Source organism: Cupriavidus sp. 01L45 (assembly GCF_056399885.1).
This window is the reverse complement of record NZ_JBFTSG010000029.1, coordinates 77,115-100,422: the sequence shown is the minus strand read 5'-3', so window position 1 is coordinate 100,422 and position 23,308 is coordinate 77,115. Positions and strand designations below refer to the sequence as shown.

General features: G+C 66.0%; 20 protein-coding genes and 1 pseudogene. 5 read left to right on the top strand and 16 right to left on the bottom strand.

Features of this window, described 5'->3' with window-relative positions:
• Positions 1-118: 118 nt before the first annotated feature.
• Positions 119-379, top strand: a complete 261-nt coding sequence (locus AC1DT6_RS20565) for a hypothetical protein (RefSeq protein ID WP_477103045.1) — start codon at positions 119-121, stop codon at positions 377-379.
• A 66-nt stretch (positions 380-445) separates the two neighbouring features.
• On the opposite strand, the gene AC1DT6_RS20560 is transcribed toward AC1DT6_RS20565, so the two are convergent.
• Both AC1DT6_RS20560 and AC1DT6_RS20555 read right to left on the bottom strand, forming a co-directional pair.
• Positions 446-706 (bottom strand): hypothetical protein, encoded by a 261-nt coding sequence (locus tag AC1DT6_RS20560; protein ID WP_441634923.1) that lies wholly within the window; start codon positions 704-706, stop codon positions 446-448.
• Between the two features lie 88 nt (positions 707-794).
• The gene (locus AC1DT6_RS20555) at positions 795-2,312 is read right to left on the bottom strand and encodes an MFS transporter (protein ID WP_441634925.1); all 1,518 of its coding nucleotides are present in this window, start codon (positions 2,310-2,312) and stop codon (positions 795-797) included.
• 721 nt (positions 2,313-3,033) lie between these two features.
• Between AC1DT6_RS20555 and AC1DT6_RS20550 the strand changes: the two genes are divergently transcribed.
• Complete coding sequence (locus AC1DT6_RS20550) at positions 3,034-4,455, top strand: DUF1254 domain-containing protein (RefSeq protein WP_441634927.1); 1,422 nt, start codon at positions 3,034-3,036, stop codon at positions 4,453-4,455.
• An 86-nt stretch (positions 4,456-4,541) separates the two neighbouring features.
• Here AC1DT6_RS20550 and AC1DT6_RS20545 read toward each other — a convergent pair whose 3' ends face one another.
• On the bottom strand, positions 4,542-6,644 hold the full coding sequence (locus tag AC1DT6_RS20545; RefSeq protein ID WP_441634929.1) for a TonB-dependent receptor family protein: 2,103 nt from the start codon (positions 6,642-6,644) through the stop codon (positions 4,542-4,544).
• Between the two features lie 301 nt (positions 6,645-6,945).
• Positions 6,946-9,333 (bottom strand): 5-methyltetrahydropteroyltriglutamate--homocysteine S-methyltransferase, encoded by a 2,388-nt coding sequence (gene metE, locus AC1DT6_RS20540; protein ID WP_441634931.1) that lies wholly within the window; start codon positions 9,331-9,333, stop codon positions 6,946-6,948.
• A 145-nt stretch (positions 9,334-9,478) separates the two neighbouring features.
• Between metE and AC1DT6_RS20535 the strand changes: the two genes are divergently transcribed.
• The gene (locus tag AC1DT6_RS20535) at positions 9,479-10,402 is read left to right on the top strand and encodes a LysR family transcriptional regulator (protein WP_441634933.1); all 924 of its coding nucleotides are present in this window, start codon (positions 9,479-9,481) and stop codon (positions 10,400-10,402) included.
• Between the two features lie 24 nt (positions 10,403-10,426).
• Here AC1DT6_RS20535 and AC1DT6_RS20530 read toward each other — a convergent pair whose 3' ends face one another.
• The gene (locus AC1DT6_RS20530) at positions 10,427-11,344 is read right to left on the bottom strand and encodes a diacylglycerol kinase catalytic domain-containing protein (protein ID WP_441634935.1); all 918 of its coding nucleotides are present in this window, start codon (positions 11,342-11,344) and stop codon (positions 10,427-10,429) included.
• A gap of 29 nt (positions 11,345-11,373) precedes the next feature.
• Entirely contained in the window at positions 11,374-12,402 is a 1,029-nt protein-coding gene (locus tag AC1DT6_RS20525) for an SPFH domain-containing protein (RefSeq protein ID WP_035864275.1), read from the bottom strand.
• 145 nt (positions 12,403-12,547) lie between these two features.
• Between AC1DT6_RS20525 and AC1DT6_RS20520 the strand changes: the two genes are divergently transcribed.
• Positions 12,548-13,270, top strand: a complete 723-nt coding sequence (locus tag AC1DT6_RS20520) for an NUDIX hydrolase (protein ID WP_441634937.1) — start codon at positions 12,548-12,550, stop codon at positions 13,268-13,270.
• Positions 13,271-13,281: 11 nt separating this feature from the next.
• Here AC1DT6_RS20520 and AC1DT6_RS20515 read toward each other — a convergent pair whose 3' ends face one another.
• The 3 genes and pseudogenes from AC1DT6_RS20515 to AC1DT6_RS20505 all read right to left on the bottom strand — a co-directional run bounded on the left by AC1DT6_RS20515 (position 13,282) and on the right by AC1DT6_RS20505 (position 16,083).
• The gene (locus AC1DT6_RS20515) at positions 13,282-14,532 is read right to left on the bottom strand and encodes an MFS transporter (RefSeq protein WP_441634939.1); all 1,251 of its coding nucleotides are present in this window, start codon (positions 14,530-14,532) and stop codon (positions 13,282-13,284) included.
• Positions 14,533-14,674: 142 nt separating this feature from the next.
• Positions 14,675-15,597: pseudogene (locus AC1DT6_RS20510) on the bottom strand (LysR substrate-binding domain-containing protein).
• A gap of 123 nt (positions 15,598-15,720) precedes the next feature.
• Complete coding sequence (locus AC1DT6_RS20505) at positions 15,721-16,083, bottom strand: hypothetical protein (RefSeq protein ID WP_441634941.1); 363 nt, start codon at positions 16,081-16,083, stop codon at positions 15,721-15,723.
• Positions 16,084-16,211: 128 nt separating this feature from the next.
• On the opposite strand from AC1DT6_RS20505, the gene AC1DT6_RS20500 reads away from it, so the two are divergent.
• Positions 16,212-16,682, top strand: coding sequence for an Lrp/AsnC family transcriptional regulator (locus AC1DT6_RS20500; protein WP_441634943.1), 471 nt, complete (start codon positions 16,212-16,214; stop codon positions 16,680-16,682).
• 7 nt (positions 16,683-16,689) lie between these two features.
• Here AC1DT6_RS20500 and bluB read toward each other — a convergent pair whose 3' ends face one another.
• From bluB to AC1DT6_RS20465, 7 genes are all read right to left on the bottom strand, one after another.
• Positions 16,690-17,367, bottom strand: a complete 678-nt coding sequence (gene bluB, locus AC1DT6_RS20495) for a 5,6-dimethylbenzimidazole synthase (protein WP_441634945.1) — start codon at positions 17,365-17,367, stop codon at positions 16,690-16,692.
• A gap of 141 nt (positions 17,368-17,508) precedes the next feature.
• A complete protein-coding gene (locus AC1DT6_RS20490; RefSeq protein ID WP_441634947.1) occupies positions 17,509-17,928 on the bottom strand; it encodes a type II toxin-antitoxin system VapC family toxin in 420 nt (139 codons plus the stop codon).
• On the bottom strand, positions 17,925-18,170 hold the full coding sequence (locus AC1DT6_RS20485; protein WP_441634949.1) for a FitA-like ribbon-helix-helix domain-containing protein: 246 nt from the start codon (positions 18,168-18,170) through the stop codon (positions 17,925-17,927). Before AC1DT6_RS20485 ends, AC1DT6_RS20490 begins: the two co-directional genes overlap by 4 nt.
• A 74-nt stretch (positions 18,171-18,244) precedes the next feature.
• Positions 18,245-19,483, bottom strand: coding sequence for a cystathionine beta-lyase (gene metC, locus AC1DT6_RS20480; protein WP_441634951.1), 1,239 nt, complete (start codon positions 19,481-19,483; stop codon positions 18,245-18,247).
• Positions 19,484-19,614: 131 nt separating this feature from the next.
• Positions 19,615-20,628 (bottom strand): Bug family tripartite tricarboxylate transporter substrate binding protein, encoded by a 1,014-nt coding sequence (locus AC1DT6_RS20475; protein ID WP_441634953.1) that lies wholly within the window; start codon positions 20,626-20,628, stop codon positions 19,615-19,617.
• Positions 20,629-20,890: 262 nt separating this feature from the next.
• Positions 20,891-22,510 (bottom strand): rhodanese-like domain-containing protein, encoded by a 1,620-nt coding sequence (locus tag AC1DT6_RS20470; protein WP_477114835.1) that lies wholly within the window; start codon positions 22,508-22,510, stop codon positions 20,891-20,893.
• Positions 22,511-22,646: 136 nt separating this feature from the next.
• On the bottom strand, positions 22,647-23,234 hold the full coding sequence (locus AC1DT6_RS20465) for a cysteine dioxygenase family protein (protein ID WP_441629092.1): 588 nt from the start codon (positions 23,232-23,234) through the stop codon (positions 22,647-22,649).
• Between the last annotated feature and the right edge of the window lie 74 nt (positions 23,235-23,308).

Genomic DNA, 23,308 nt, shown 5'->3' with positions numbered 1-23,308 from the left:
GGGCGATACCCTTCCCATGACGGCGTGCATGAATGTGCGGGTGGCCCGGGCCGGGCCCCTGGCGCTATTGCGTCAGGCCGGCCATGCTAGGATCCTGTCTCCGATTCAAAGTGAGCAAATGATGTCGACTGCCTTCCAGATACACACTCCAGCCCCGTCCGAAGATGGCGAGCTCATCGGCTTCTCCATCGTGGCGGACGGCGTGGCAGGCAGTGGCTTTGTGTCGCGTTCGGCACTCGATGCGCTGGCCCAGGGCCAGATCGGCAGCCACCTGGGTATTTTCGAGCGGAATCTTGGCCGTATCCAGGAGGCGGCATGGGCGAAATGGTCCGCGGACCGCTCGCTGAACCCCGTGTTGCTGGAAGAGCACGACTTCTGAAACCTTCGCCTGGCGATTTGTCTGGCGCCAGGCGCATGCCGGCCCGGGATTGGCAACTCGCGCGTGTCAGGTCTGGGAGAACGTGCGCACGAGCTTGGTCTTGAGCGGCCAGGGGCGGGCCGCGAGGATCCAGATGCAGAGCAGTGGGCCRATGAGCGGGATCAGCGCCAGGTAGGCGTACAGCCCACCAAAATGCGCGGCCTTGAAGACCTTCCTGAATGGGAAGAACCACAAAGCTTCGAAGAGTAAAAATCCGAGAACGTAATACATCATGGTCATGCGTCCTGTACGGCTGGCTGGCGTGGCATCTGCGCCGCGCTGCAGCATTGTAGAGTCCCTTTGCTGACTCATAATCCCGCCGCTTTGGGGGATTTTGGAGCGCGGTGCGTCCATGACTGTGTAGTATTCGCGTGATTTACCGCAGCGCCCGCTGCGCCACGGCAACCAGTGCCACACCCACGCAGGCGAAGGCCAGCAGCGCGAAGAGATTGCTCACCGCAATCAACTGCGCTTGTTGGTCGATCAGTGCCGACCAGCGTGTCAGCGTGGCGGCATCGAAGCCGTCGGGCAGGTCGAACGGGGTGATCCGGGCCACCAGTTGCGTGCGCGCCATTGCCTCGCCGTACTGGAGCCACAGGCTGGCTACGCCGGTGCCGCCGGCCGTTGCGATCTGGCGCATGATGTTCTTGAACTGATACGCGTGCGCAAAATCCTCGACGCTGAAGTCCGCATAGGTCAGGCCTGCCACCAGTGCCAGGATGAAGGGCGTGGTCAGGCTCTGCAGCGTCAGGGCCGGCAGCAGGACGGCCATGGATGCCCCCGGCATCATCCGCTGGCTCAGGAGCCAGGCCGCGCCGGCAAACATGAAATAGCCCAGGGCGATGTAGCGCCGCTGCCCCTTCAGCCTCGTGCCCGCATAGGTAAAGGCGCAAAGACCCGCAAAACCGATCAGCCCGGTGATGGTCAAGACCTTGCCCGCGGTCTGGAACGTGAAGCCCAGCCCGGACTGCAGCGTGCTGGGCACTACATATCCCCACAGTCCGTTGAGGAAGTAGTACAGGGTGTAGAAGCCTAGCCCGACCAGGTAGCGGCGGCCGAACAACAGCTTGGGATTGAGCCAGGGATCGGGATGGCGGTGCTGGTGGATGAAGACGCCCGCAACAAGCGCCAGTCCGGCGAGAGGGGTGATAGCCACCGATGGCGAACTGGTCAACTCATAGAAGCGCAGGTCGCCCAGCCCGTGCAGCAGGACCAGCGCGCCCGTGCCCAGCAAGATCACTGTAATCCAATCCATGCCGCCGACGTCCACTTCCCACGGTGCAAGCGATGCCGCGAGCCGTCGTGGATACGAGACGAACACCAGCAGGATCGCCGCGGCCGACATGCCTGCCTGCACCGCGAAGATCATCCGCCAGCTCGCATCCTCCACCAGCACCGCCGTGAGCCACGGGGCCAGCGCCGCCAGGCCCATGCCGCCGGCATTGAAGCCGAGAAAGAGAGGGCGGCGCTCTTCGCGGGCCGCCACCAGCTGGATGATGATGCGTGAGGCGGTGAACAAGCCGCCGGCGCCGAAACCTTGCACGGCGCGCGCCAGGCTCAGTTCCAGTGGCGTATTGCAAACGGTGCACAGTACGGCGCCCACGGTGGCGATGGCCAGGCCGAGCAGGGTATAGCCGCGATAACTGATGTCCTGCGCGATGCGCCGCAGCACCAGGTTGGCGGCCATGGCCGCGGCGGCATAGGACGTGAGGCTCCAGAGAAAATCCTCCGGCGAGGCGTGGATGCCGCCCCGGATGTGCGTACCGGCGACGCCCATCATGGATGACGCCACGAAATCCACGCCAGTAGCGCAGCCCAGCGTGAACGCAAAGAGATATACCTGCGCCGGTGACAGATCGGGGTGCTTGGCCAACGTCGCGCTGCCAGTTGCCATGACGGTCTCGTCCATCGCGTGAATGCAATCCGCGGTCCGGTCCGCTCGCATCTGGACGCTGGGGCAAGCCGGGCCGAAGCACCGTGCGGCGAGCGAGGACGGCCAGCATTCCCAGTATCGGCCAAATGAGCGGAGCGCCCAAGCCGAACATCGGGAGCGTGTTTCAGGACCGCCGTGCGTCGTGGCGACAATCGCTCGGCGCGCGCCATGCCGCCCTGGCGCCGTCCGGCTCACGGCAAATGGTTATATCCCTGAACGATGCCCGGATATTGGGCGCGAGTTTGCGCGCCAATGGTGATACCGCGCACGGGTCTACGTTATCGAAACGGTTCGCGCTGGGATTATTATTCTGCGCATTATCGAGATAATGCACGCCTTGACGGTGGGGCGAATCGCTGCAGTCCCGTGCGGAAAGATCCAGGCTCTGCCGGAGAGGCGGTTCATACGCCTGTATTCCCGCCCGACAACATATTGTCTTGACTCAGGCTGCCGGATTGGCCGGAAAGCGGAGGGCAAGACGCGGCGCGAGTATGCCGGGACGAGGCGCGGCGTAACGGGTGTTGGTTCGCTTCCCCGCATTGTTCACCGTGGTTTAATTGACAAGTACCTTGCTGCGGAACATCATCGCTCGGGGAAAATAATCGCACCTCCGCGCAAGGATGTCGTCCGTTCGTCGGCGATAGCGCGTGGAAGGTCGCCAGTCCGACGAGGAACCGGGGTCATGATGATTTCGCTACGCCGAATAACGAGTGCGCTTGCGCTCGGTCTGCTGTTGTCCGCCTGTGCCACGGGCCCGCAATCGTCCGCCGTGCCGCAAGCCTCCTCGCTGCCGTCCGATGCGGCCAACAAGGCCTTGTCGACCGAGGTATTCGTCTACGCCTATCCACTGGTGCTGATGGATGTGACGCGCGAAGTCATGACAGCGCGCACGCCCGTCAATACTTTCTCGCACAAGCGCAGCTTCCCGGACGCTTCTTTCACCGAGGTGGTCAGCCCGAATGCGGATACGCTTTATTCGACGGCATGGCTGGACTTGTCCGCCGAGCCGGTGATCCTGTCGCTGCCCGATACACACGGCCGCTATTACCTGATGCCGCTGATGGACGCATGGACCAATGTCTTCGCGTCTCCAGGCAAGCGTACCACCGGTACCAAGCGGGCTGTGTTTGCCGTAACCGGTCCTAAATGGAAAGGCACATTGCCAGCGGGTGTAAAGGAAATTCGCGCCCCCACGGATATGGTGTGGCTGATTGGCCGTACCCAGACCAACGGCAAGCAGGATTATGCGGCGGTCCGCCACTTGCAAGACCAGTATCGGCTGATGCCGCTCTCGGCATGGCAGCGGGGTGGCAAGGCGCGGCCCAAGGCCACGCAGCCAAGCCTGACCGAAGCGGTTGCCGTGGACGTGGAGACGCCACCTGTGGAGCAGGTGGCAGCCATGGACGCGCAGGCGTTCTTCACGCGTTTCGCAGCGCTGCTGCCCGCCAATCCGCCCGCGGCGGCCGACGCCGCCATGGTGGAATCGACCAAGAAGCTCGGCATCGTCCCGGGCATGCCATTCTCCGTAACTGCGATGGAGCCCTCGACGGCGCGCGCGGTGCAGGAAGGCGCCACGACCGCCCTGGCGGGCATCGTCGCAGCCGCCAGGCGCGGCGGCGAGCCGGGGATTCAATGGACCGTGCACCGGGATCTCGGCAATTACGGTACGTCCTATGGCAAGCGTGCGGTGGTGGCATGGGTGGGGCTGGGCGCCAATTTGCCGGAGGACGCGCTCTACCCCATTACGCGCGTGGATGCCGCGGGCCAGCCGCTGAGTGGCGCGCATCGCTACCGGATGCATTTCAACAAGGGCCAGATGCCGCCGACCGATGCCTTCTGGTCATTGACCCTCTACAACAGCAAACAGGCATTCGTCGCCAATCCCCTTGGCCGCTACGCCATCGGCGACCGCGACCGGCTCAGGTATAACCGCGACGGCTCGCTCGATATCTTTATCCAGAACGCCCGCCCGCAGGGCAGCCGCGCCGCCAACTGGCTGCCGGCGCCGCCAGACGCCTTCAACCTGACGCTTCGCGTGTATTGGCCCCGGCAAGCGATGCTGGACGGTGCATGGAACGCGCCCGCGGTGGAACGGGTGGATTGATTTCCGGGCGGTTTCAGCCACAGGAATGAGAAAAACCCGCCTTGGCGGGTTTTTCTCATCAGGATGCCAGCGAACTGCCTGCCGGCTCAGAACTTGTATTTGATGCCGGCGTAGAGCGCGCGGCCGGAACCCGGGTAGAACACCATGGTGTTTGCGGTCCGGGCATCGGTCACGGTGCTGAAGTCGCTCACATAGCGCTTGTCGCCGAGGTTGCGCGCGTCGAGGAAGACTGTCACGCCGCGCTGGAATTCATAGCTGGCTTGCAGGCCAAACAGCGCATAGCCGGGTGCGCGCAGCGTGTTGGCGTAGTCGACATAGGCGCCGCCCGGCACCCAGTCGATGGTGCCGGCCACGCGCAGCCCGGCCGCGCGGCTGTAGGCGATGGTGGTGCGCAGCACGTGCTCGGGCACGCCGGCGATGCGGTTATTGCCGTACTGCGGATCGTTGTCGAAGCGGAAGTCGCTGTAGTTCCACAGTTGCGACAGCGTGAGCTTGTCGCCCGAGCCGAACACGTTTTGCAGCACGTCGCTCGAGACGCCAAGCTCCACGCCTTGCAGCGTGGTGCGGTTGGCGTTGAAGGTGGCGGCCGGGATATTCGGGTTTGTGGTGTATTGCAGCAGTTGGTCGCGTACCAGCGAGCGGTACGCGGTCACGTCCCAGGAGAATCGCTCGCGCTTGCCGCGCGTGCCCAGTTCCAGCGTCCAGCCGTGCTGGGCGCTCAGCGGCACGAAACGGGTGGTGGCCGCGAAGGTCTGGGTCAGGTCGGTGAAGTCGGGCACGTCCGCGCTGCGCGTGATGTCGGCAAAGGCCTGCACGTCGCGAACCGGCTCCCACAGCACGCCGAACTTGGGGTTCACGCCGCTATAGGCGACGCTGTCGGACTTGGCTGTAGGGTCGGCCGGCAGACCGCCGTAGTCATGGTAGTTGCGGACATTGCGGTAAGCCTTGGCGCCCGCCATCAGCGCGACAGTCGGCGTTACGTAAAGACGGTCTTCGAGATAGGCCTCGTAGTTATACGCGTCCTGCGCCGCATTGAGCGTCTGGGCGCCACGGTTGCCCGCGTTGTTGATGTACTGGCGCGCATCGTTGTTGCCACCGAAGAAGCGCGCGCCGACGATAAGCTGGTTGCGCAGGCCGCCAACGGTCTGCGTGCCGGTGTAGCGCGGGGCGAACCCGTAAGTCCAGGAGTCCTGGTCGATGACCTGGAAGATCGGGTGGTACAGGCTCTTGTGGATGACCCAGGTGGTGAAATCGAGCTGGCCGCTGTCGAGCTTGACGGTGGTCACGTTGGCAACGCGCTCGGTACGCGTATTGCGCGCCTGGTCGCCGGCCACCGCGGCGGGCGAGGCCTTCGTCGGATTGTTCAGTGCATCGGACAACGACAGCGAGCCGGGCAGCTTCTGGTCGACGATATAGGCACCGAGGTAGAAGCGCGTTTCCACCGCCGGGCTGAAGCGGTAGCCGAAGTTGGCATTGAACTGCTCGTACTGGCCGCGCTCATGAGCGCGGTAGCCATCGGCGTGGTTGACGCTCAGGTTGGCCAGGAAATCGAAAGCGCCGATCTGGCGCGAGACCTGGCCGCTGGCGCGCACGGTGCCGAAGCTGCCGCCGTCCACGCGCAACTGGTTGGGCGCGTCGGCGGTCAGCGCGGTGGGCGTGGTGAAGTTGATGGCGCCACCCAGCGTGGTGCTGCCATAAGCCAGCCCATTGCCGCCCTTGTAGATTTCCGCGGCGCTCAGGCCGAGCGGATCGATCTGGTAAAAGTCGCCGCTGCCATCCGCGAAGTTGGTGGGAATGCCGTCTTGCAGGATTTCGAGGCCGCGCGTGTGATAGCCGCGCGCAATGCCCGACCCTCGAACGGATAGCCGGAGTTCCTGGCCGTAGCGCTCCTGCACATAAACCCCTGGCGCATCCTTGAGGACGTCGCGCAGGTTGCTGGCGTAAGTGTCGCTGTAGGACGCAGCGTCGACAAAGCCTACCGAGCCGGCCGTCTGGTCCAGCGCCTGTTTCTGCTGCTGGACATTCGGCACGGTCAGCGATCCCGGCGCCTTGGCTGTCACTGTGGTTATGGGCAGTGTGACAGCGGCGTCCGCCGGGGCCGGGCTGGCGGCTTGTGCGAGGGCGGCGCTGGTGAATGCCGCGGCGGGCAGGGCGGCGGCACGCCGCTTCCAGTGTCTGGCTCGTTTCATGTTTTCCCTTGTGACGCCGGACCTGCTTGGGGCCGCGCCTTTTCGTCGTGCTTGGATAGGCGCGTACGATACGGAAGACCCCCTGCCGCGCGCTATGTGACACAGTGCCGCATTAATTGCACCAGGGCACATCCGGCGATGTGGACGGCAGGGCGAAGCCGTTCCTTTTACCCGTCGGGAAACAAAAAACAGCCAGCTTTCCGGCATGCTTCGCACACCGGAAAGCTGGCTGACGTATTTGCTAACTCGATTTAATTCGATTTAATTCGATCTAAGCCGGCTTCATTCGATGCCGGGTTGCTCAGGCCGCGTGGCTCACGCAATCGACACAGCCCGCTGCGTGGCCCGTGCCATGCTGTGCCGCGTGCCCGCCGAGGCCCGCCCGGCGGGTGGTGCGCTGCCAGGTGGGGGCGCCCGTCTTGCCGATCTGCTCGCGCAGGCTGCGCGCGGCGGCCACCATATTGGCCAGCGCGGCTTCGGTTTCCGGCCACGCGCGCGTCTTCAGCCCGCAGTCCGGATTGACCCACAGGCGTTGCGGCGGGATGACCTCGCAAGCCCGTTCGAGCAGGTGCGTGATGGCTTCCACGCTCGGCACGCGCGGCGAGTGGATGTCGTACACGCCCGGTCCGATCTCGTTGGGATAGTCGAACGCACCAAAGCCTTCGAGTAGTTCCATGGCCGAGCGCGAGGTCTCGATGGTGATCACGTCGGCATCCAGCGCGGCGATGGCSGGCAGGATGTCRTTRAAYTCGGCATAGCACATATGCGTGTGGATCTGCGTTTCGTCCGCCACCGATGCGGCCGAGATCTTGAACGCGTGCACCGCCCATTCCAGGTACGCTGCCCAGTCGCCCTTGCGCAGCGGCAAGCCTTCGCGCAAGGCGGGTTCGTCGATCTGGATGATGCGGATGCCGGCCTGCTCCAGGTCGGAGACTTCATCGCGGATGGCCAGCGCGAGTTGCAAAGTGGTGGTGGCGCGCGGCTGGTCGTCGCGCACGAAAGACCATTGCAGCATGGTGACGGGACCCGTCAGCATGCCCTTCATCGGACGCTCGGTCAGTGATTGCGCATAGCGCGTGGTTTCCACCGTCATCGGCTCGGGGCGGTACACATCGCCGTAGATCACGGGCGGCTTGACGCAGCGTGAACCATAGCTCTGCACCCAGCCGTTCTCGGTGAAGGTGTAGCCGCACAGTTGCTCGCCGAAATACTCGACCATGTCGTTGCGCTCGGCTTCGCCGTGCACCAGCACGTCCAGTCCCAGGGCTTCCTGCTTGCGCACCGCGGTCTCGATTTCCGCACGGATGCGTTGCAGGTAGTCCAGCGCGCCGATCTCGCCGCGGCGGTAGGCGGCGCGCGTCTGGCGGATCGCGGTCGTCTGCGGGAAGGAGCCGATCGTGGTGGTCGGCAGCGCCGGCAGCTGCAGCGCGGCGCGCTGGCGTTCGATGCGGGTCTGGAAGGGGCTCTTGCGTTCCGCCATGGCGGCGCTGACCGCCGCGACGCGTGCCTGCACCTGCTGGTTGACCACGCGGCGCGAGCTGCGGCGCGAGGTGAGTGCGGCATCGGTAGCGGCAAGCTCGGCGGCTACCGCGGCCTCGCCTTCATTCAGCGCGCGCGCCAGCACTTTCACTTCGGCCAGCTTTTCGGTGGCGAAGGCCAGCCAGGTCTTGATCTCCGCATCGAGCTTGTGCTCGGCATCGAGAGAAACCGGCACGTGCAGCAGCGAGCAGGACGGCGCGACCCACAGGCGCTCGCCGAGTTCGGCGTGCAGCGGCGCCAGGATGGCCAGCGCGCGGCGCAGGTCGGTGCGCCAGATATTGCGGCCGTCGATCACGCCGGCGGATAGCACCGCATTGGCCGGCAGCACCTTGCGCCAGGCGTCGAGCTGCCGCGGCGCGCGCACCAGGTCGATGTGGAAGCCTTGCACCGGCAGGGCGGCAGCGCGTGCCGCGTGGTCGGCGGCGCTGTCGAAATAGGTGGCAAGGAGCAGCTTTACGCCGGAGCCGGCCAGTTCGGCGTAGGCGCCGTCATACGCATCGAGCCACGCCGGCGCCAGGTCCAGGCACAGCGCCGGCTCGTCGATCTGCACCCATTCGATGCCGCGCTCGCGCAGGCGGGCCAGGATGCGGCCATAAGCGGCCACCAGGCCGGGCAGCAGGCTCAGGCGGTCGAAGCCGTCCACATGCGTCTTGGACAGCCACAGGTAGGTGACCGGCCCGATCAGCACCGGCTTGGCCGTCAGGCCCAGCGCCAGCGCTTCTTCCACTTCATCGAAGAACCAGTCCACGCCGCCATCGAAGCGGGTATCGGGTGCGAGTTCGGGGACCAGGTAGTGGTAGTTGGTGTCGAACCACTTGGTCATTTCCATGGCGGGCTGCGCCTTGTTGCCGCGGGCCAGCTCGAAATACTGCGCCAGGCTCAGTTGCCCGGGGTCGAAGCCGAAACGCGCGGGCAGGGCGCCAAGCAACGCACTCAGGCTCAACACCTGGTCGTAGTAGGCGAAGTCGCCCACCGCGACGCTGTCCAGCCCGGCTTGCGCCTGCGACTGCCAGTGACGCTGGCGCAGCCCGGCCGCCACCTGGCGCAGGCTGGCTTCGTCGGTTTCGCCGCGCCAGAAGGCCTCCTGGGCGAACTTCAGTTCGCGCTGCGCGCCGATGCGGGGAAAGCCGGGGATATGGGTGCGTGCCATGCAATGCTCCGTATGTGAGATGTGACGATGGCGCCCAGTTTGGAATCCGGAGTAAAATGAATCAAGCGATAAGATTTAATCAACGTATGAATCAATTTCATATCAATCCGACCAGGCGCTGCCCGGCCCAACGCAGGAGCCAGCCGTGATCGAAGTCAGGCACCTGCGCTCCCTGGTGGCGATCGCCGAGTCAGGCAAGCTGGCCTCGGCCGCCGAGCGCGTGCATGTGAGCCAGTCGGCGCTGTCCCACCAGATCAAGGGCATTGAGGCGCACTACGGCCTGCCGCTGTTCGACCGTACCCGCCAGGGCCTGCGCTTTACCCCGGCCGGCGAACGCCTGCTGGCGCTGGCCCGCGAGACACTTGCCGCCATCAGCACGGCCGAACGCGATCTAGCCCGGCTCAAAGGCGATACGCGCGGGGAGTTGCGCATCGTGCTGGAGTGCCATACCTGCTTCGACTGGCTGATGCCCGTGATGGACGAGTTCCGCCGGCGCTGGCCGGAAGTGGAGGTGGACCTGGTGGCGGGGTTCCACGCCGATCCGCTGGCCTTGCTGGCCGAGGGACGCACCGACATGGTCATCGGCTCGCTGCCGCCGGCCAAGCGCGGACTGGCGGTGGCGCCGCTGTTTCGCTTCGAGATTCTGGCGGTGATCGCCAACGAGCACCGGCTGCGCAACAAGCGCCGGATCGAGGCGGCCGACCTGGCCGGCGAAACCCTGATCACCTACCCGGTGCCGGAGCAGCGCATCGACCTGATCCGCGAAGTGCTGGAGCCCGCCGGCATCAAGCTGCAGCGGCGCACGGCCGAGTTGACGGTGGCGGTGCTGCAACTGGTGGCCAGCCGCCGCGGCGTGGCCGCGCTGCCCAACTGGGGCGTGAAGAACTACGTCGACCACGACTATGTGCTGGCCAAGCGGATTGGCGCCAAGGGTTTGTGGAGCGAGCTGTATGCGACCACGCCGGCCGCGCTGGCGGAGCGGCCCTATGTGCGCGATTTTGTCTCTATCGTGCGCGATACCTGTGCCGCCGAGCTGGACGGGATCGAACTGCTGCCGGAGCTTGCATAGCGCGGACAGCAGCGCGCGCCGCCGCTATTGCACCAGTTGCCCGCTGCGCTCCGCCACGCCGATGCGTGCCTCGGTGCCCGCATTGAACTGCAGGAAATCCGCTTCGATGCCATCGCTGAAGATCACGCCGGACTCGGGCATCAGCGAGCGCAGCACGATCTGCTCGCCGCGCGGGATGTCGCCATACACCAGGGTGGCATCGGTGGCGCGGCTGGGAAAGGGCTCGCGCACGGCAAATACCAGCCGGTCGGTATCCCACGGCAAGGCCTGATACGGTGCGTCCGCCTGCGCGATGGCGCGCGCGCCGGTGACGATGCTCTTGAGCCAGGCCGTAGAGCCGAGCCCGGTCGAGACAATGACCCCGCTCGACGATTGCACCTCGCACTGCGCKCCGAGCCGGACCTCATAACGCGCCGAGGTGTGGCTGCGCGGGCCGATAAAGAAGTCGTTGACCGCGTACAGCACCTGCTGGTCCGACAACTCGGCGCGCGCCATGGTGACTGGCCGTGCAGGGCGGCGATCCTGCATCGCCTCGGCCAGCACGCGCGCGAGGTCGCCAGCCTGGAACGGCAACAACACGCCGTCATAGCGCGCCGGGTCGGGATTCACGCCGAGCAACGGCTGGCCATTGAGGTACTTCATGGTGTTGGCGACCAGGCCGTCCTGGCCCAGCGCGACGACGATGTCGTCCGGGCCGAACAGGAAATTAGGCAGGAACTGGCGGTCCACCACCTGCCTGCGCAGGTAGCGCGACAGCACGGCGGCGACCTGCTCGCGCGCGGCCAGGTAGGTGTCGTGCTCGCGCCGGTAATCGGTGATGTCCGCGCCCAGGTGCTCCAGGTAGAAGCGTGCCTGCGCCAGCGAGTGGTAGCGCGCCAGCAGTTCTTCCAGCCGCGTCTTGCGCGTCACCAGCACTACCTTGCGATCGGCGGCTGTGCCCATGTGTCTTGCTCCCTTTGTCCCGTATGGTCTCAGCCGCGGCCCTTGGCCTGCGGTGCCAGCAGCGACTGCAGCAGCTCCGGCGACATGTTCAGCTGCCCGATCCGCTCCGCCTTGTCGGCAATGCCGCCAAAGGCCTGCGCGATCAACTGGCCTGGGGCCATGCCCGATGCGGCCAGCGCCTGCACGATGCGCGCGTCTGCGCCCTGCAGCGCCTGCATCACGGCGCCAAGGCGGTGTGCCTCGGCCTCGGCGGTGGTGCGGGTGTTATCGGCCTCCAGGCCCACGAATTCCTTGCGGCGCGCTTCCAGCGCGATCTGCGCTTCCATGCCACTGGCTTCGAGTTCGGCCTGCTTCTTTTGCACCGCGGCTTCGGCTTCCATCTGCGTCTCGCGGATGGTGCGCTGCTTGAGTTCCACGGCGACTTCGGTGTCGAGCTCGCTCTCCTTGATGGCGCGTTCGTTTTCCACCGCGGCGTTACGGCGCGCGTAGATGGCGTCGTCGGCGGCTTTCAGGATTTGTTCGCGGACTTCGGCTTCCAGGGCGCGCGCGGTTTCGGCGCGCGGCTTGACGGCCACCATCGAGAACGAGAGGATTTCCAGCCCTAAAGCGAGCACGTCCGGCTGGCTCTTGAGCGCGCCTTCGACCTGGCGCGCCATGCGGTCCGAGGCCTGCAGGGCGGAGCGCAGCGTTTCCGCGCTAACGGCCTGCTGCACCAGCACTTCCACCACGCCTTCGACGCGGGTGCGCAAGTTCTGCGGATCCTCGGAAATGTAGTTGCGGCCATCCGGCTTGAGCGCGAAATTGAGCATGGCGGCTGTCTTGCGCGGCTCTGCGATGCGATAGGAGAGATTGCCCTGCACCGTGACGGACTGGAAATCGGTGGTGATCAGCTCGAAGATGTAGGGCAGGATCTGGCTGCCCACCGGCACCGCCACCAGGGAGGTGGTGGGCGCGTAGTAGTAGAACGACTGGCCGCTGCCTTCGCGGACGATCTTGCCGCTCTTCATCTGCATCAGGTAGGTGGTGGGATCTGCCTTGATGAATCGGATGCCGAACATGGTGGTCCTTTCGCGTGGTGTCTTTGATTGCCCGCATTCGGTGGCGGGTATTAAGTGTGTCTGTGCCACTAATGTAAGTGGGGCTGTGACACTTGTCAACTTATAATCCGGCCTGAACAACCTGCCGCAAGGAGCGCACAGCCCTATGACGAAGCCCGCCGCGCCCGCCTTCGGGCGCCCGCTGACCACCGTGGACGTGGTCATCCTTACCATCCGTGCCGGGGCCTTGCAGGTGCTGCTCGTGCAGCGCCCGCAGTTGCAAGGCGAGCCTTTCCCCGGGCAATGGGCCCTGCCGGGCGGTTTCGTGGACATCGAACGGGATCAGGATCTGCAGGGGTGCGCGCTGCGCAAGCTGGCGGAGAAGACCGGAGTGAATAGCCCGTATCTGGAACAGGTGGGCAGCTGGGGCAGCGCCAAGCGCGATCCGCGCGGCTGGTCCACCACCCATGTGTACATGGCCTTGCTGGCCGATGCCACCCTGGCCCCGCAGAAGGGCGGCAATGCCGCCGACCTGCGCTGGGCGCCGGTGGAGGGCGACGGCGTGTCCGTGCCGCTGGCCTTCGATCACGCCGACCTCCTGGGCGCGGCGCTTGGGCGCGTGCGCGGCAAGACCGAATACACTTCGCTGCCCGCGCACCTGTTGCCGCCGGACTTTACGCTTGGCGAGCTGCAGCACGTCTATGAACTCGTGCTGGGCCGGCCACTGGAGAAAAAGGCTTTCCGGACCCGCATGCTGGCGGCGGGCCTGTTGGAAGAGCTCGGCACGCAGAAGGAAACCGGGCGGCGCCCGGCTTCGCTCTACCGGTTGCGAGCGCAGTCCGGGCTGGTCTATTTCACGCGGAGTTTCGAGCAGCGCGAGCGCGCGTGAATGTCCGCTGGCTACGTTGGCGCCGGATCCGATCGAAGGGCAGGGGTGCCCATCACGGTATCGTCGATGGGGAAGTGCAATATCGCCGCCAGCAGCCCGGCGGCTGCCGTGGCGCCCCATACCAGCGAATAGGAACCGGTCACGTCAAAGACGAAGCCGCCTAGCCATGCACCCAGGAACGAGCCGGCCTGATGGCTCAGGAAGCAGACGCCGAACAGCGTTCCCAGGTGGCGTGTGCCGAAGATCTTCGCCACCAGCCCGCTCGTCAGCGGCACGGTCCCCAGCCAGGTCAGGCCCATCACGGCGGCGAAGATAACGACCGAGGCGGAGGTCTTCGGCACCAGCAGGAAGGCGCCGATGGCCACGCACCGGACCAGGTAGAGCCAGCCCAGCACGTACTGCTGGCGAAAGCGGCCGCCCAGCCAGCCACATGCCCAGCTTCCCAGCATATTGAACAGCCCGATCAGGGCCAGCGCCGTCGCCCCCAGTCCCATGGGCATATGGCAGAGCGTCAGATAGCCCGGCAAATGCGTGGCGATAAAGGCAAGCTGGAATCCGCAGGCGAAGAAGCCAATGGTGAGAAGGCGATAGCCGGGGTGCCGGCACGCCCTGGACAAGACTTCACGCAGGGAAAACGCCTGCGGCTCCGCCAGTGGCGCGCGGCACGCATCCCGGCGGTCCAGAAGGATCCCGAATGGCGCCACCACGAGCATCAGGAACGCGAATACGAACAGCGACGCCGATACGCCCGATGTTTCCCGCACCGCCTGCGCAAGCGGAACCATGAGGACCTGGCCGAGCGATCCGCCGGCACTCGCCAGGCCCATCGCCATGCTGCGCTTCTCGGGGGATGCCATGCGGCCAACCGCCGACAGGACGACGCCGAAGCTGGTGCAACTGATCCCGATGCCGAACAGCAGGCCGATGCCGACGACTAGCATGGCGCCCGACGGTGCCATGGCCGCGAGTGCCAGGCCGGCGGCAATGCTGAGCGCGCCGGCGGCAACCACCGGCGCGGACCCGTATCGGTCGGCCGCGGCACCCGCGAACGGTTGCGCGAATCCCCACGCCAGATTGTGAAGCGCGATCGCGAACGCGATCACGGTGACAGGCATCCCGCGGTCGAACGACAGTGGCCCGATAAATAGCCCGAAGGTCTGCCGGATACCCATGACGACGCTCAGGATGAGCGCCGCCGACACAACGACGAGCGTTGCCGGGTGCGTTAAAGATGCAGCTTGCCTGCTGGGTGCCGTCAACATGGTGTTTGGCCCTCCTCGTGCCGCCAATACTGGCAGCGGAGGGGCGATGCGGCAAAGGAAAAGATCTTGACGACAGGTGAGGGAAATTCACCTGTGCTATCGCGGATCGGTGCGCGATGCGCCGGCTTTGCCTGTGGCTTTGCTATGGAATTGAAACGGCGGCCGAGGCGCTGTCCTCGAAGGCCCCGGCTTCGCTCAGCAGCCACTGCCTGAAGCCGGAGAGGTCGGGCCGGTGATCCGCGCCCGCCGCACTTACCAGCCAGTAGGCGGTCCGGGCGGAGATCACTTCGGGCCCGATTTCGACCAGCGCCCCGCTGGCGAGATCGCTGTCGACCAGCGGCCGCCTGCCCAGCGCGACGCCAAGGCCCGCGCTGGCCGCTTCGAAGGCCAGCTGGATCGTATCGAAGCGCAAACCGCCGGATGACGCGATCCCGGCAATGTGCGCGGCATCCAGCCAGGCCTGCCAGTCTTCGCTCGCGGGGTTGACGTGGATCAGCGTCGCGCGCCGAAGGTCCATGGTGCCGTTTGCATCGAGCAAGCTGTCGCGATAGGCGGGCTACATACCGGGACCAGCTGCTCGCCGAACAGCCGGGTCCAGCAAGCGCCAGCGGTGGGGGCCCGGCTCATCCGGATGGCGAAATCGAACCCGTCGGCGGGAAAACCGACCAGCCGCTGCGAGGTGTCGACGGTGACATTGATATCCGGCCACCGCGCGCGAAAGCCATGCAGGCGCGGCAACAGCCAACGCGATGCCAGGGTGGGCGCGCAGCTCACGGCGATCGTGCGGTTTTCCCGTTGGTTCGGCAGGCGCTGTGTCCCGGTTTCGAGCAGGGAGAACGCCTTGGACACGTAGGTCAGGTAGTCCGCGCCCGCCGGCGTCAGGGACAGCCCGCGGGGCTCGCGGATAAAGAGCTCGACGCCGAGCGACTGCTCCAGTCCGACGATCCCGTGGCTCACCGCGCTTGGCGTGACGCTCAACTCCGCGGCAGCGAGCTTGAAGCTCTGGTGGCGCCCGGCGGCTTCAAATAAGCGAAGGGATGAGAGCGGCGGCAAACGACGTGGCATGACGCATTCCGAACGACCGGCTGGCACGGTATCCGCCGCGATGTGGAGGCACCGCGGCGCAGGGGACGGCGCCCGGAGCGGGCGTCACCGAGCCGCGCGCTGACCATTTCCGGCATCGGCGGCTCAGATGCATTCTAGCGAAGATTCCATGGCGACCGGCTGCGCCGCCGGTACGGCGCGTTTTGCCGGCGCGGGGACATCCGGCACTTCCAGCACTTCCAGCACGTCGAGCACATCGGCGCCGTTTTCCAGTCGCTTGACGAACAGATCCAGCAGGTTCGCATCGCCGGCGGCGACCGACAGCGTGAGCTGGTGGGGCGCCGCCGCGTGGCCGAAGCGCATGTCGAGCAGGCGCAGCCCGGTGCGGCGGGCGTTGGCGAGCGTCCATTCGATGGCGCTGAAAAGGTCGCTGCGTTCGAGTTGCACTGCGAGGTTCAGGGTAGGCATGGCGTCGGCACCGGTGGGGGAGGCGGGTGTGAAGTTCATGCGGCAAATTTACCAGCGGGGCCCCAGAATGAGCTTCTTTATTGTCTTCGGTTTTGCGTAATTTGGAGATGGATTATCTATCTATGATAGATTGAGCAGTAACTTCATCTCTTGTAGTGGCAAAAACCATGGCAACCACCCCGAAGCTCGATGAAACGGACCGGCGCATCCTGCGCGCGTTGCGGCGCGATGGCCGGCTATCCAATCTCAAGCTGGCCGAGCAGGTCGGCTTGTCGCCCACGCCCTGCTGGAACCGCGTGCGTGCCCTGGAGGAAAGCGGGGTGATCGAGGGCTATGCGGCGCTGCTGAACCAGAAGGCGCTCGGCTTGCCCGATACCGTGCTGATCGAAGTCACGCTGGACCGGCACGATGACGAGATGCTGGATCGCTTCGGGGAAGCGCTGGCCGAACTGCCGGAAGTGATGGAAGCCTACCTGCTGACCGGCGAATACGATTACCTGATCAAGGTGGCGGTGGCGGGCACCGAAGGCTACGAGGAGTTCCTGCGCCACAAGCTCTACAAGCTGCCGGGTTTGCGGCACAGCCATTCCACCTTTGTGCTGCGTTGCATGAAGCGGGAGCCGTCGGTCGCGCCTTGAGAGCGCTTCAGGCGTCAGGCTGATTCCAGGTATCGGTGGACATCATGGCTGCCAGCGGGCGCCCCTGCCGCCAGCCTTCCACTTCCAGCATCGGCGCGGGATAAAAGGCCTGCACCGGCCCCAGGCAGAGAATGGCGATAGGCTGCGCGCCCGGCGGCAGCTTCAGCAGCGTGGCGAGCGCGTCCGGCGCGAACATCGAAACCCAGCCCAGCCCGAGATTCTCCACGCGCGCCGCCAGCCAGAGGTTTTCAATGGCGCAGGCGGCGGAGCATAGCGCCATCTCGCGCGGCATGGTGCGCCGGCCAAACACGGTGCCATCGTCGGGCGCCAGCGCAACCACCAATAGCTCGGCGCATTCGCGCACGCCTTCCACTTTCAGGCGCAGGAACTCGCCGTCACGCTCGCCCAGCGCCATCGCCGTGTTCTGCCGTTCGGCCTCGACCAGGGCGGCAATTTCCCCGCGCAGGGCGGGATTGGCGATACGGATGAAGCGCCACGGCTGCATCAGGCCAACCGAGGGGGCGCTATGCGCGGCATGGAGGAGGCGCAGCAAGACGGCCTCGTCGACCGAAGCCCCCGCAATGAAGTGCCGCATGTCGCGGCGCGAGGCGATGAGGCGGTAGAAGCTCTGCTGCTCGTCAGGTGAGAAAACGGCGGGAGGGCAGTCGGCTATGGTCGCGGGCATTGCGTGAGGGACGCCAAAGCCGGCATTGTAATCCTGTGCGGAGGCGGGCAAGCGAAGAGGGCGAACCTGAAGATCGCCGATGTTGTTCGCGCGGATAAACGGTCAGGGCACAGGCTTGGACATCTCCGCTGGCGCTCGCTATCAACCCATCCATGGATTCACGACAGTCAGGCCAATTCCTTCGAAGTCCTTTCCGTTGCGTGTGGCAAGTACGGCGCCATGATGAGAGCAAATAGCCGCAATCTGGGCATCTGCCATGCTGATGGGGCGTCCGGCTTGAGCCCGCTGGGACACCAGCGCGGCGTAGTGGACGGCGGCCGCTTCGTCGAATGGAAGCACCAGTCCCGCGAATTCTTCCTCGAGCATCTGGAGCGCTGCTTCTCGTAGCCCGCTTTTTCTGCGCCCCTCCGGCAAGCGCGCAATGCCAAATAGAAGCTCGCCAACGGTCACCGCCGTTACAGCATATTCATGTTGTGAGTGCCGGTCGAGCCATCCGATGACAGCCGGCTCGGCCTGTGCCCGCATGAACTCCGACACTACATTGGTATCGAGTACGATCATTCGGGCAAATCCGCCGACCGAGGCTGTTCCTCGCGTGGGGGTAGCTCGATCCCCGGATCAGCCAGGCCTGCAAAGCGCTGGTGTAACCGGCTTCCGAATGGGCCGGGGCCAGGTGCTTTGTTCAGGGCACGACGCAGGATGACGCGAACCTCCTCTTCCATTGAGCGACCGTGCTGTGCGGCCTCAATGCGCAAACGTGCCTTGAGATCCTCATCAATATTGCGAATGGTCAGTGTCGCCATATCCGGTCTCCTGTGCTTGCATTGAATGCAATGCTAGCACAGAGGTACAAGACGCAGTGCCATTCGGACACCTGCTAATGCCCGGACAGTGCAGGCAGCGCATCCGCGTGTGTCGCCAAAGGCAGGACGGTCTCCTTGTCAGCGGCAATCGCCGCGAACCCCTGCGCCAGGTCCGCCAGCAGGTCGTCGATCTCCTCCAGCCCGATATGCAAGCGGATCACCTGCCCGCGCGCCGACCAGTCGGTGACGGTGCGCGCGGCGTGCATGTCGGCGATCACAGCAAGGCTCTCGAAGCCGCCCCAGGAGGCGCCGATGCCGAACAGCGCAAGGCTGTCGATGAAGCGTTCGGCGGCATCCGGCGCGGCATCGCGCAGGGAGAACGACAGCAGGCCGTTGGTGCCGTGGCAATCACGGCGCCACAGTGCGTGTCCGGGGTCGCCGGGCAGGGCGGGGCAGAACACTTCGGCGACTTCGGGGCGGGTGCACAGCCAGTGCGCCACCGCCAGTGCGCCGCGTTCGTGCTGGGACAGGCGGGCGCCCAGCGTGCGCATGCCCCGCTGCACCAGATAGGCGTCGTCCGGGCTGACAGCGATGCCGAAGGCGTCGGCCAGCGCGGCCAACGCGGGCCAGGCGGCCTCGGTCGTGCAGACCGTGCCCATCATGACGTCGGAATGCCCGGACAGGTATTTGGTCGCGGCCATCAGGGAGATATCGGCGCCGAGCGCAAGTGGTTGGTACAGCAGGCCGGAGCCCCAGGTGTTGTCGGCCGCCACCAGCGCGCCATGACGATGCGCTATGTCGGCGACGGCCGGCAGGTCGCACATCTCATAGGCCAGCGAGCCGGGCGTTTCCACGTACACGAGACGGGTTTCGGGCCGCAGCCTGGCTTGCAGGTCGTGGCCGTCGGCGGCATAGAAGCTGGTGGCAATCCCGTGCTGCGCGAGAAAGCCTTCGGCGAGCTTGCGCACCGGCTCGTAGACGCAATCGGGCAGCAGCACATGCTGGCCGGGGCGCAGATAGGCCAGCAGCGTCATTGCCGCCGCCGCCAGCCCGCTGGGAAAGAGCCGCGTACGGTAGCCGCCTTCCAGCTCGGTGACCATGTCTTCCAGTGCGAACGCGGTGGGGTTGCCGCGCGCGCCATAAGTGAAGAGGCGCTCGCTGCCGCGCCGCGCCCGCATCTCGCGCATCTGCGCCACCGAGTCGAACAGCACCGTGCTGGCGCGCACCACGGGCGGATTGACCGGCTGGCCGCCGTCCACGGAGGCGGTTCGGCCGACGTGGGCGAGATGGGTAAGTATGCTTTGCTTTTTCATGGCCTGGCCTGGTAGGACGCCGCGCCGGGGTGGCACGGCGGTGATGACGGCTGGTGCTTGTCTTTTGTACTTTGTCGTTGCCTGTGCAGGCGGCTGCAAGAGCCATGCCGCCCGCTTCGAATCCAGGCTGATCAGTCCACGCGGGCGCCGGAGAGCTTGACGATGTGCGACCAGCGCGCGATGTCGCTCTTGAGCTGCGCGGCGAATGCGTCCGGCTTGCTGGCCACCACGTCGCTGCCGCCTTCGTTGATCAGCTTCACCACTTCGGGCATCTGCAGCACCTGCGCGATGGCGCGGTTCAGATAGGCGATACGCTCGGGCGAAGTCCCGGCCGGCGCGAACACGCCATACCAGTCTTCAAAGCGGGCATTGCGATAGCCGAGTTCCTCAAGCGTCGGGACCTTGGCGAACACACCCAGGCGGCGTGGACTGGTGACCGCCAGCGCACGCATGCGGCCACTCTGGATAAAGCTCGCCACCGAGGAGGTGGAAGTGATCAGCACATTCACCTGCCCGCCCAGCAGATCGTTGATGGCGGGGCCGGCACCCTTGTAGGGCACATGCTGCAGGGCCACCCCGCTGTCCTTGTCCAGCACCACGCCAACCAGGTGCGAGAGCGTGCCGTTGCCGGGCGTGGCAAAGGTGATCTTCTGCGGCTGGGCCTTGGCCTGGGCGGCCAGTTCGGCAAACGTCTGCCACGGCGCATTGGCTGCCACCACGATGGCCAGCGGCGCCGCGTTGATCTGCGTGACCGGCATGAAGTTCTTGACCGGGTCGAAGCCGGGGGCGCTGTACAGCGTCGGATTGACGGCCATCACCGACACCTGCGAGGTCAGCAAGGTATAGCCGTCGGGTTTGGATTCGGCCACGAAGCGCGTACCGATATTGCCGCCGGCGCCACCGCGGTTGTCTGTGACGGCGGTCTGCCCGAGCACTTCGGTGAGCCGCGTGGTGACGATGCGGGTGACGGCATCGTTGCCGCCGCCGGCCGGAAACGGCGAGACAAAGCGCAGCGGCTGCGACGGGAAACCGCCAACCGGCGCCAGCGGCTGTGCAGTGGCGGATGTAGCGGACGTGGCCATCGTGATGGCGAGGACTGCGACGGTGGCGAAAGTGCCGGCCAGTACCTGCTTGATGCGTGACATGAAGAACCCCTTTGTATGTAGAGAGATGCCAGAGCGAAGGGGGGCCGGGCGGGCTTCTGCGGCCCCGCTTGCCCCTGTGTTCCCGGAATGCCGGGACGTCCCCTTGGCGCTGCACCGTCGAGCCGTGTGGGAATCAAAGCCAGGCGACTCGCCTTGCCGTCCGCGCGCATGGCCCAGCACGCGTGCGGGCGGGTGCCGGATGCGCGAAGGGCTCGGTCGCTGTTGGCGGGTCATGTTGCGGAACGATCCCGGGCTGGCCGGATCAGGCGAATCGGAAAGTGGCCAGTTCCTGCGCGTCAAGCTGGCCGATCAGGTTGGTCTCCCACGCCAGGTAGCGGCGCGCGGCTTCCTTGTTGCCGTCGTGGCGGTCGTGCACGAAGAACAGGAAATCGATGCAGCGCGCATCCGGCAGGCTGTTCGCCTCGTCCCCCGTGGCGAGCGTATTTCCCGCGGCCTGCCAGGCATCCACGCCGCCGGCCAGCAGGCGGACATCGCGGTAGCCGAGCACCGCCAGTTCGCCGGCAGCCAGCCCGGCCAGTCCCGGCTGGCCTTCGTCGCCGATCAGCACCAGCGGCGTGTCGCTTGGCACGCCGGCCAGGTCGCGGGCAAAGACCGGGCGGATCGACCAGCGGCTGCCGGGCACGTGGCCGGCGCGATACGCCATGCTGGCGCGCACATCGAGCGCCAGCACCTGTTGCCCGGCCAGGCCCGCGGCCAGCGTGGGGGCATCGATACGGCGCAGGGCGCGAGCCGGCGCCTGCGGACCGGCGGGCGCGGCCAGGCGGCCGCCAAGCGCCGCCTCCAGCCCGCCTTCGAGCACTACGGCGTCGTGTCCCATCTGGCGCAGCCAGCTCGCTGCCACGGTCGCACGCACACCATCGGCATCGATCAGCACGAGGCGCGCGCGCCGCACGCCCACATATTGGTCGGTGGCCTGGATCAACTGGCCGCCGGGTGTGTTCTGGGCACCGGGTACCGACCCGGCGRCATACTCCTCCGGCGTGCGGACGTCGCAAAGGAAGGTGGTGCGCGAGCGGTCGTCGAGCCACGCGCGGGCCTCGGCCACATCGATGCGAGGGACCGAGAAGCGCTGCGCCATCGCCTGCGCGGCGGTGCGGCCCGCATCGAGGCCGCGGGGCGCGGCGTTGTCCGGATAGCGCCGCGTGCCGCCGTGTTCCAGCCTGAAGTCGTTCAGGTACCAGCCCTGGGTGCCGTTTTCCAGCGCGTATACAGGGTTGGGCACGCCAAAATTGATCAAGGTCTGGGCGCCGATGATGCTGCGCGTGCGGCCGGCACAGTTGATCACGATGGGCGTGGCCGGGTCCGGCACGAGGTCGCGCAGGCGGTAGGCCAGCTCGCCATTGGGGCAGCAGATGGCGCCGGGGATATTCATCTTGCGGAATTCCGCGACGGGCCGGCCGTCAAGCACCACCGGGGCTTGCTCGCCGGCCTGCATGGCGGCCAGTTCGGCGGCCGAGACGCGGGGCGTGCCGTAATGGTGCTCGGCCAGTTCGCCGAAGGTCTTGGATGGCACATTGACACCGGCGAACAGCGCATAGCCGGCGGCATGCCAGCCCGGTACGCCACCGTCCAGCACGAACAAGCGCGTGTAGCCGAGGGCCGCCAGGGCCTGCGCGGCGCTCGGCGCCAGGCCGTCGCCATCGTCGGCCAGCACGATGCGCGCCGAAGGATTCGGGGCCAGCCGGCCTATGTCTAGTTCGAGCCGGCTGTAAGGCAGCGGTACCGCGTAGAAGGGATGGCCTTCGCCGTACTGGCCATGTTCGCGGATATCGAACAGGGCGATCTCCTCCTGGTCGTGCAGCCAGCCTTTGAGGGCAGCGGGATCGAGCAGGGTGTAATGGGTAGTAAGGATGTCGGGCATGCGGTTCTTCAGGCAAAAAGGGGGCCTGGCCTCCTGGCCGCGCACGGGCGGGAGGCAAGCGGTAGTGCGTTGGAAAAGGGCTTCGGCAGAGGCGGGGCGGTGCGGGCGTGTCAGTGCCGCACCGCCCCGGTGCCGCTTAGCGGCGCGTCTTGACGCCCACGCTCATGGCCTGGCAACGGCCCGTTTCGAGGTCATAAGCGGTGCGGCTGGTCAGGGTTTCCAGGGCGCGGCCGTACATATGCAGGTGACGGATCACGGCTTCGCCGCGAATTTCGACCGAGTGGATGTCGTCGGGCAGCAGCGCGATGCCCGAGCCCGGGCCCACTTCCACGGTGTGCGAGTGCGCCAGCGTACCCACGCCCGGCACGCTGCCGTCGTCGGTGCGCAGGTAGACGTCGTTGTACTCGGTCCCCACCACGCCGGCCACGCAGGCCCAGGTGGTGTGGTCATGCGGCGGGATGCGCTTGCCCGGCCGCATCACGTTGAGGTACAGCGCGAAGCTCTGGTCGGGATCTTCCGCAATCAGGTAGCGGGCCTGGCGCTCGCCTTCCTCGGGCGGGGCGAATTCGCTCTCGGCCCACAGTTGCGGCCTGGCCGCCAGTTGCGCCACCTGATCCAGGACGCTGGCCAGCGAGTCACGGGTGACACCGCCGCTGGCTACGATTTCCTTGATGGATCGAATGGTTTCCCCGACGGCGGCCTGGCGTTGTTGTGCGATCGACATGTCTCTAGAATCCTTGCTGAGTCTTGATAGTTCTTGGTTTGCGGGGCGGGACGTATCTTTGTCTGGTTTCACTG

Bases quoted from the DNA above. Each gene is read 5' to 3' on its own strand.
- AC1DT6_RS20565 (WP_477103045.1), top strand. From the start codon at position 119: ATGATGTCGACTGCCTTCCAGATACACACTCCAGCCCCGTCCGAAGAT.
- AC1DT6_RS20555 (WP_441634925.1), bottom strand. From the start codon at position 2,312: ATGGCAACTGGCAGCGCGACGTTGGCCAAGCACCCCGATCTGTCACCG.
- AC1DT6_RS20550 (WP_441634927.1), top strand. From the start codon at position 3,034: ATGATGATTTCGCTACGCCGAATAACGAGTGCGCTTGCGCTCGGTCTG.
- AC1DT6_RS20545 (WP_441634929.1), bottom strand. From the start codon at position 6,644: ATGAAACGAGCCAGACACTGGAAGCGGCGTGCCGCCGCCCTGCCCGCC.
- AC1DT6_RS20525 (WP_035864275.1), bottom strand. From the start codon at position 12,402: ATGTTCGGCATCCGATTCATCAAGGCAGATCCCACCACCTACCTGATG.
- AC1DT6_RS20520 (WP_441634937.1), top strand. From the start codon at position 12,548: ATGACGAAGCCCGCCGCGCCCGCCTTCGGGCGCCCGCTGACCACCGTG.
- AC1DT6_RS20515 (WP_441634939.1), bottom strand. From the start codon at position 14,532: ATGTTGACGGCACCCAGCAGGCAAGCTGCATCTTTAACGCACCCGGCA.
- AC1DT6_RS20505 (WP_441634941.1), bottom strand. From the start codon at position 16,083: ATGAACTTCACACCCGCCTCCCCCACCGGTGCCGACGCCATGCCTACC.
- AC1DT6_RS20500 (WP_441634943.1), top strand. From the start codon at position 16,212: ATGGCAACCACCCCGAAGCTCGATGAAACGGACCGGCGCATCCTGCGC.
- bluB (WP_441634945.1), bottom strand. From the start codon at position 17,367: ATGCCCGCGACCATAGCCGACTGCCCTCCCGCCGTTTTCTCACCTGAC.
- AC1DT6_RS20490 (WP_441634947.1), bottom strand. From the start codon at position 17,928: ATGATCGTACTCGATACCAATGTAGTGTCGGAGTTCATGCGGGCACAG.
- AC1DT6_RS20485 (WP_441634949.1), bottom strand. From the start codon at position 18,170: ATGGCGACACTGACCATTCGCAATATTGATGAGGATCTCAAGGCACGT.
- metC (WP_441634951.1), bottom strand. From the start codon at position 19,483: ATGAAAAAGCAAAGCATACTTACCCATCTCGCCCACGTCGGCCGAACC.
- AC1DT6_RS20475 (WP_441634953.1), bottom strand. From the start codon at position 20,628: ATGTCACGCATCAAGCAGGTACTGGCCGGCACTTTCGCCACCGTCGCA.
- AC1DT6_RS20465 (WP_441629092.1), bottom strand. From the start codon at position 23,234: ATGTCGATCGCACAACAACGCCAGGCCGCCGTCGGGGAAACCATTCGA.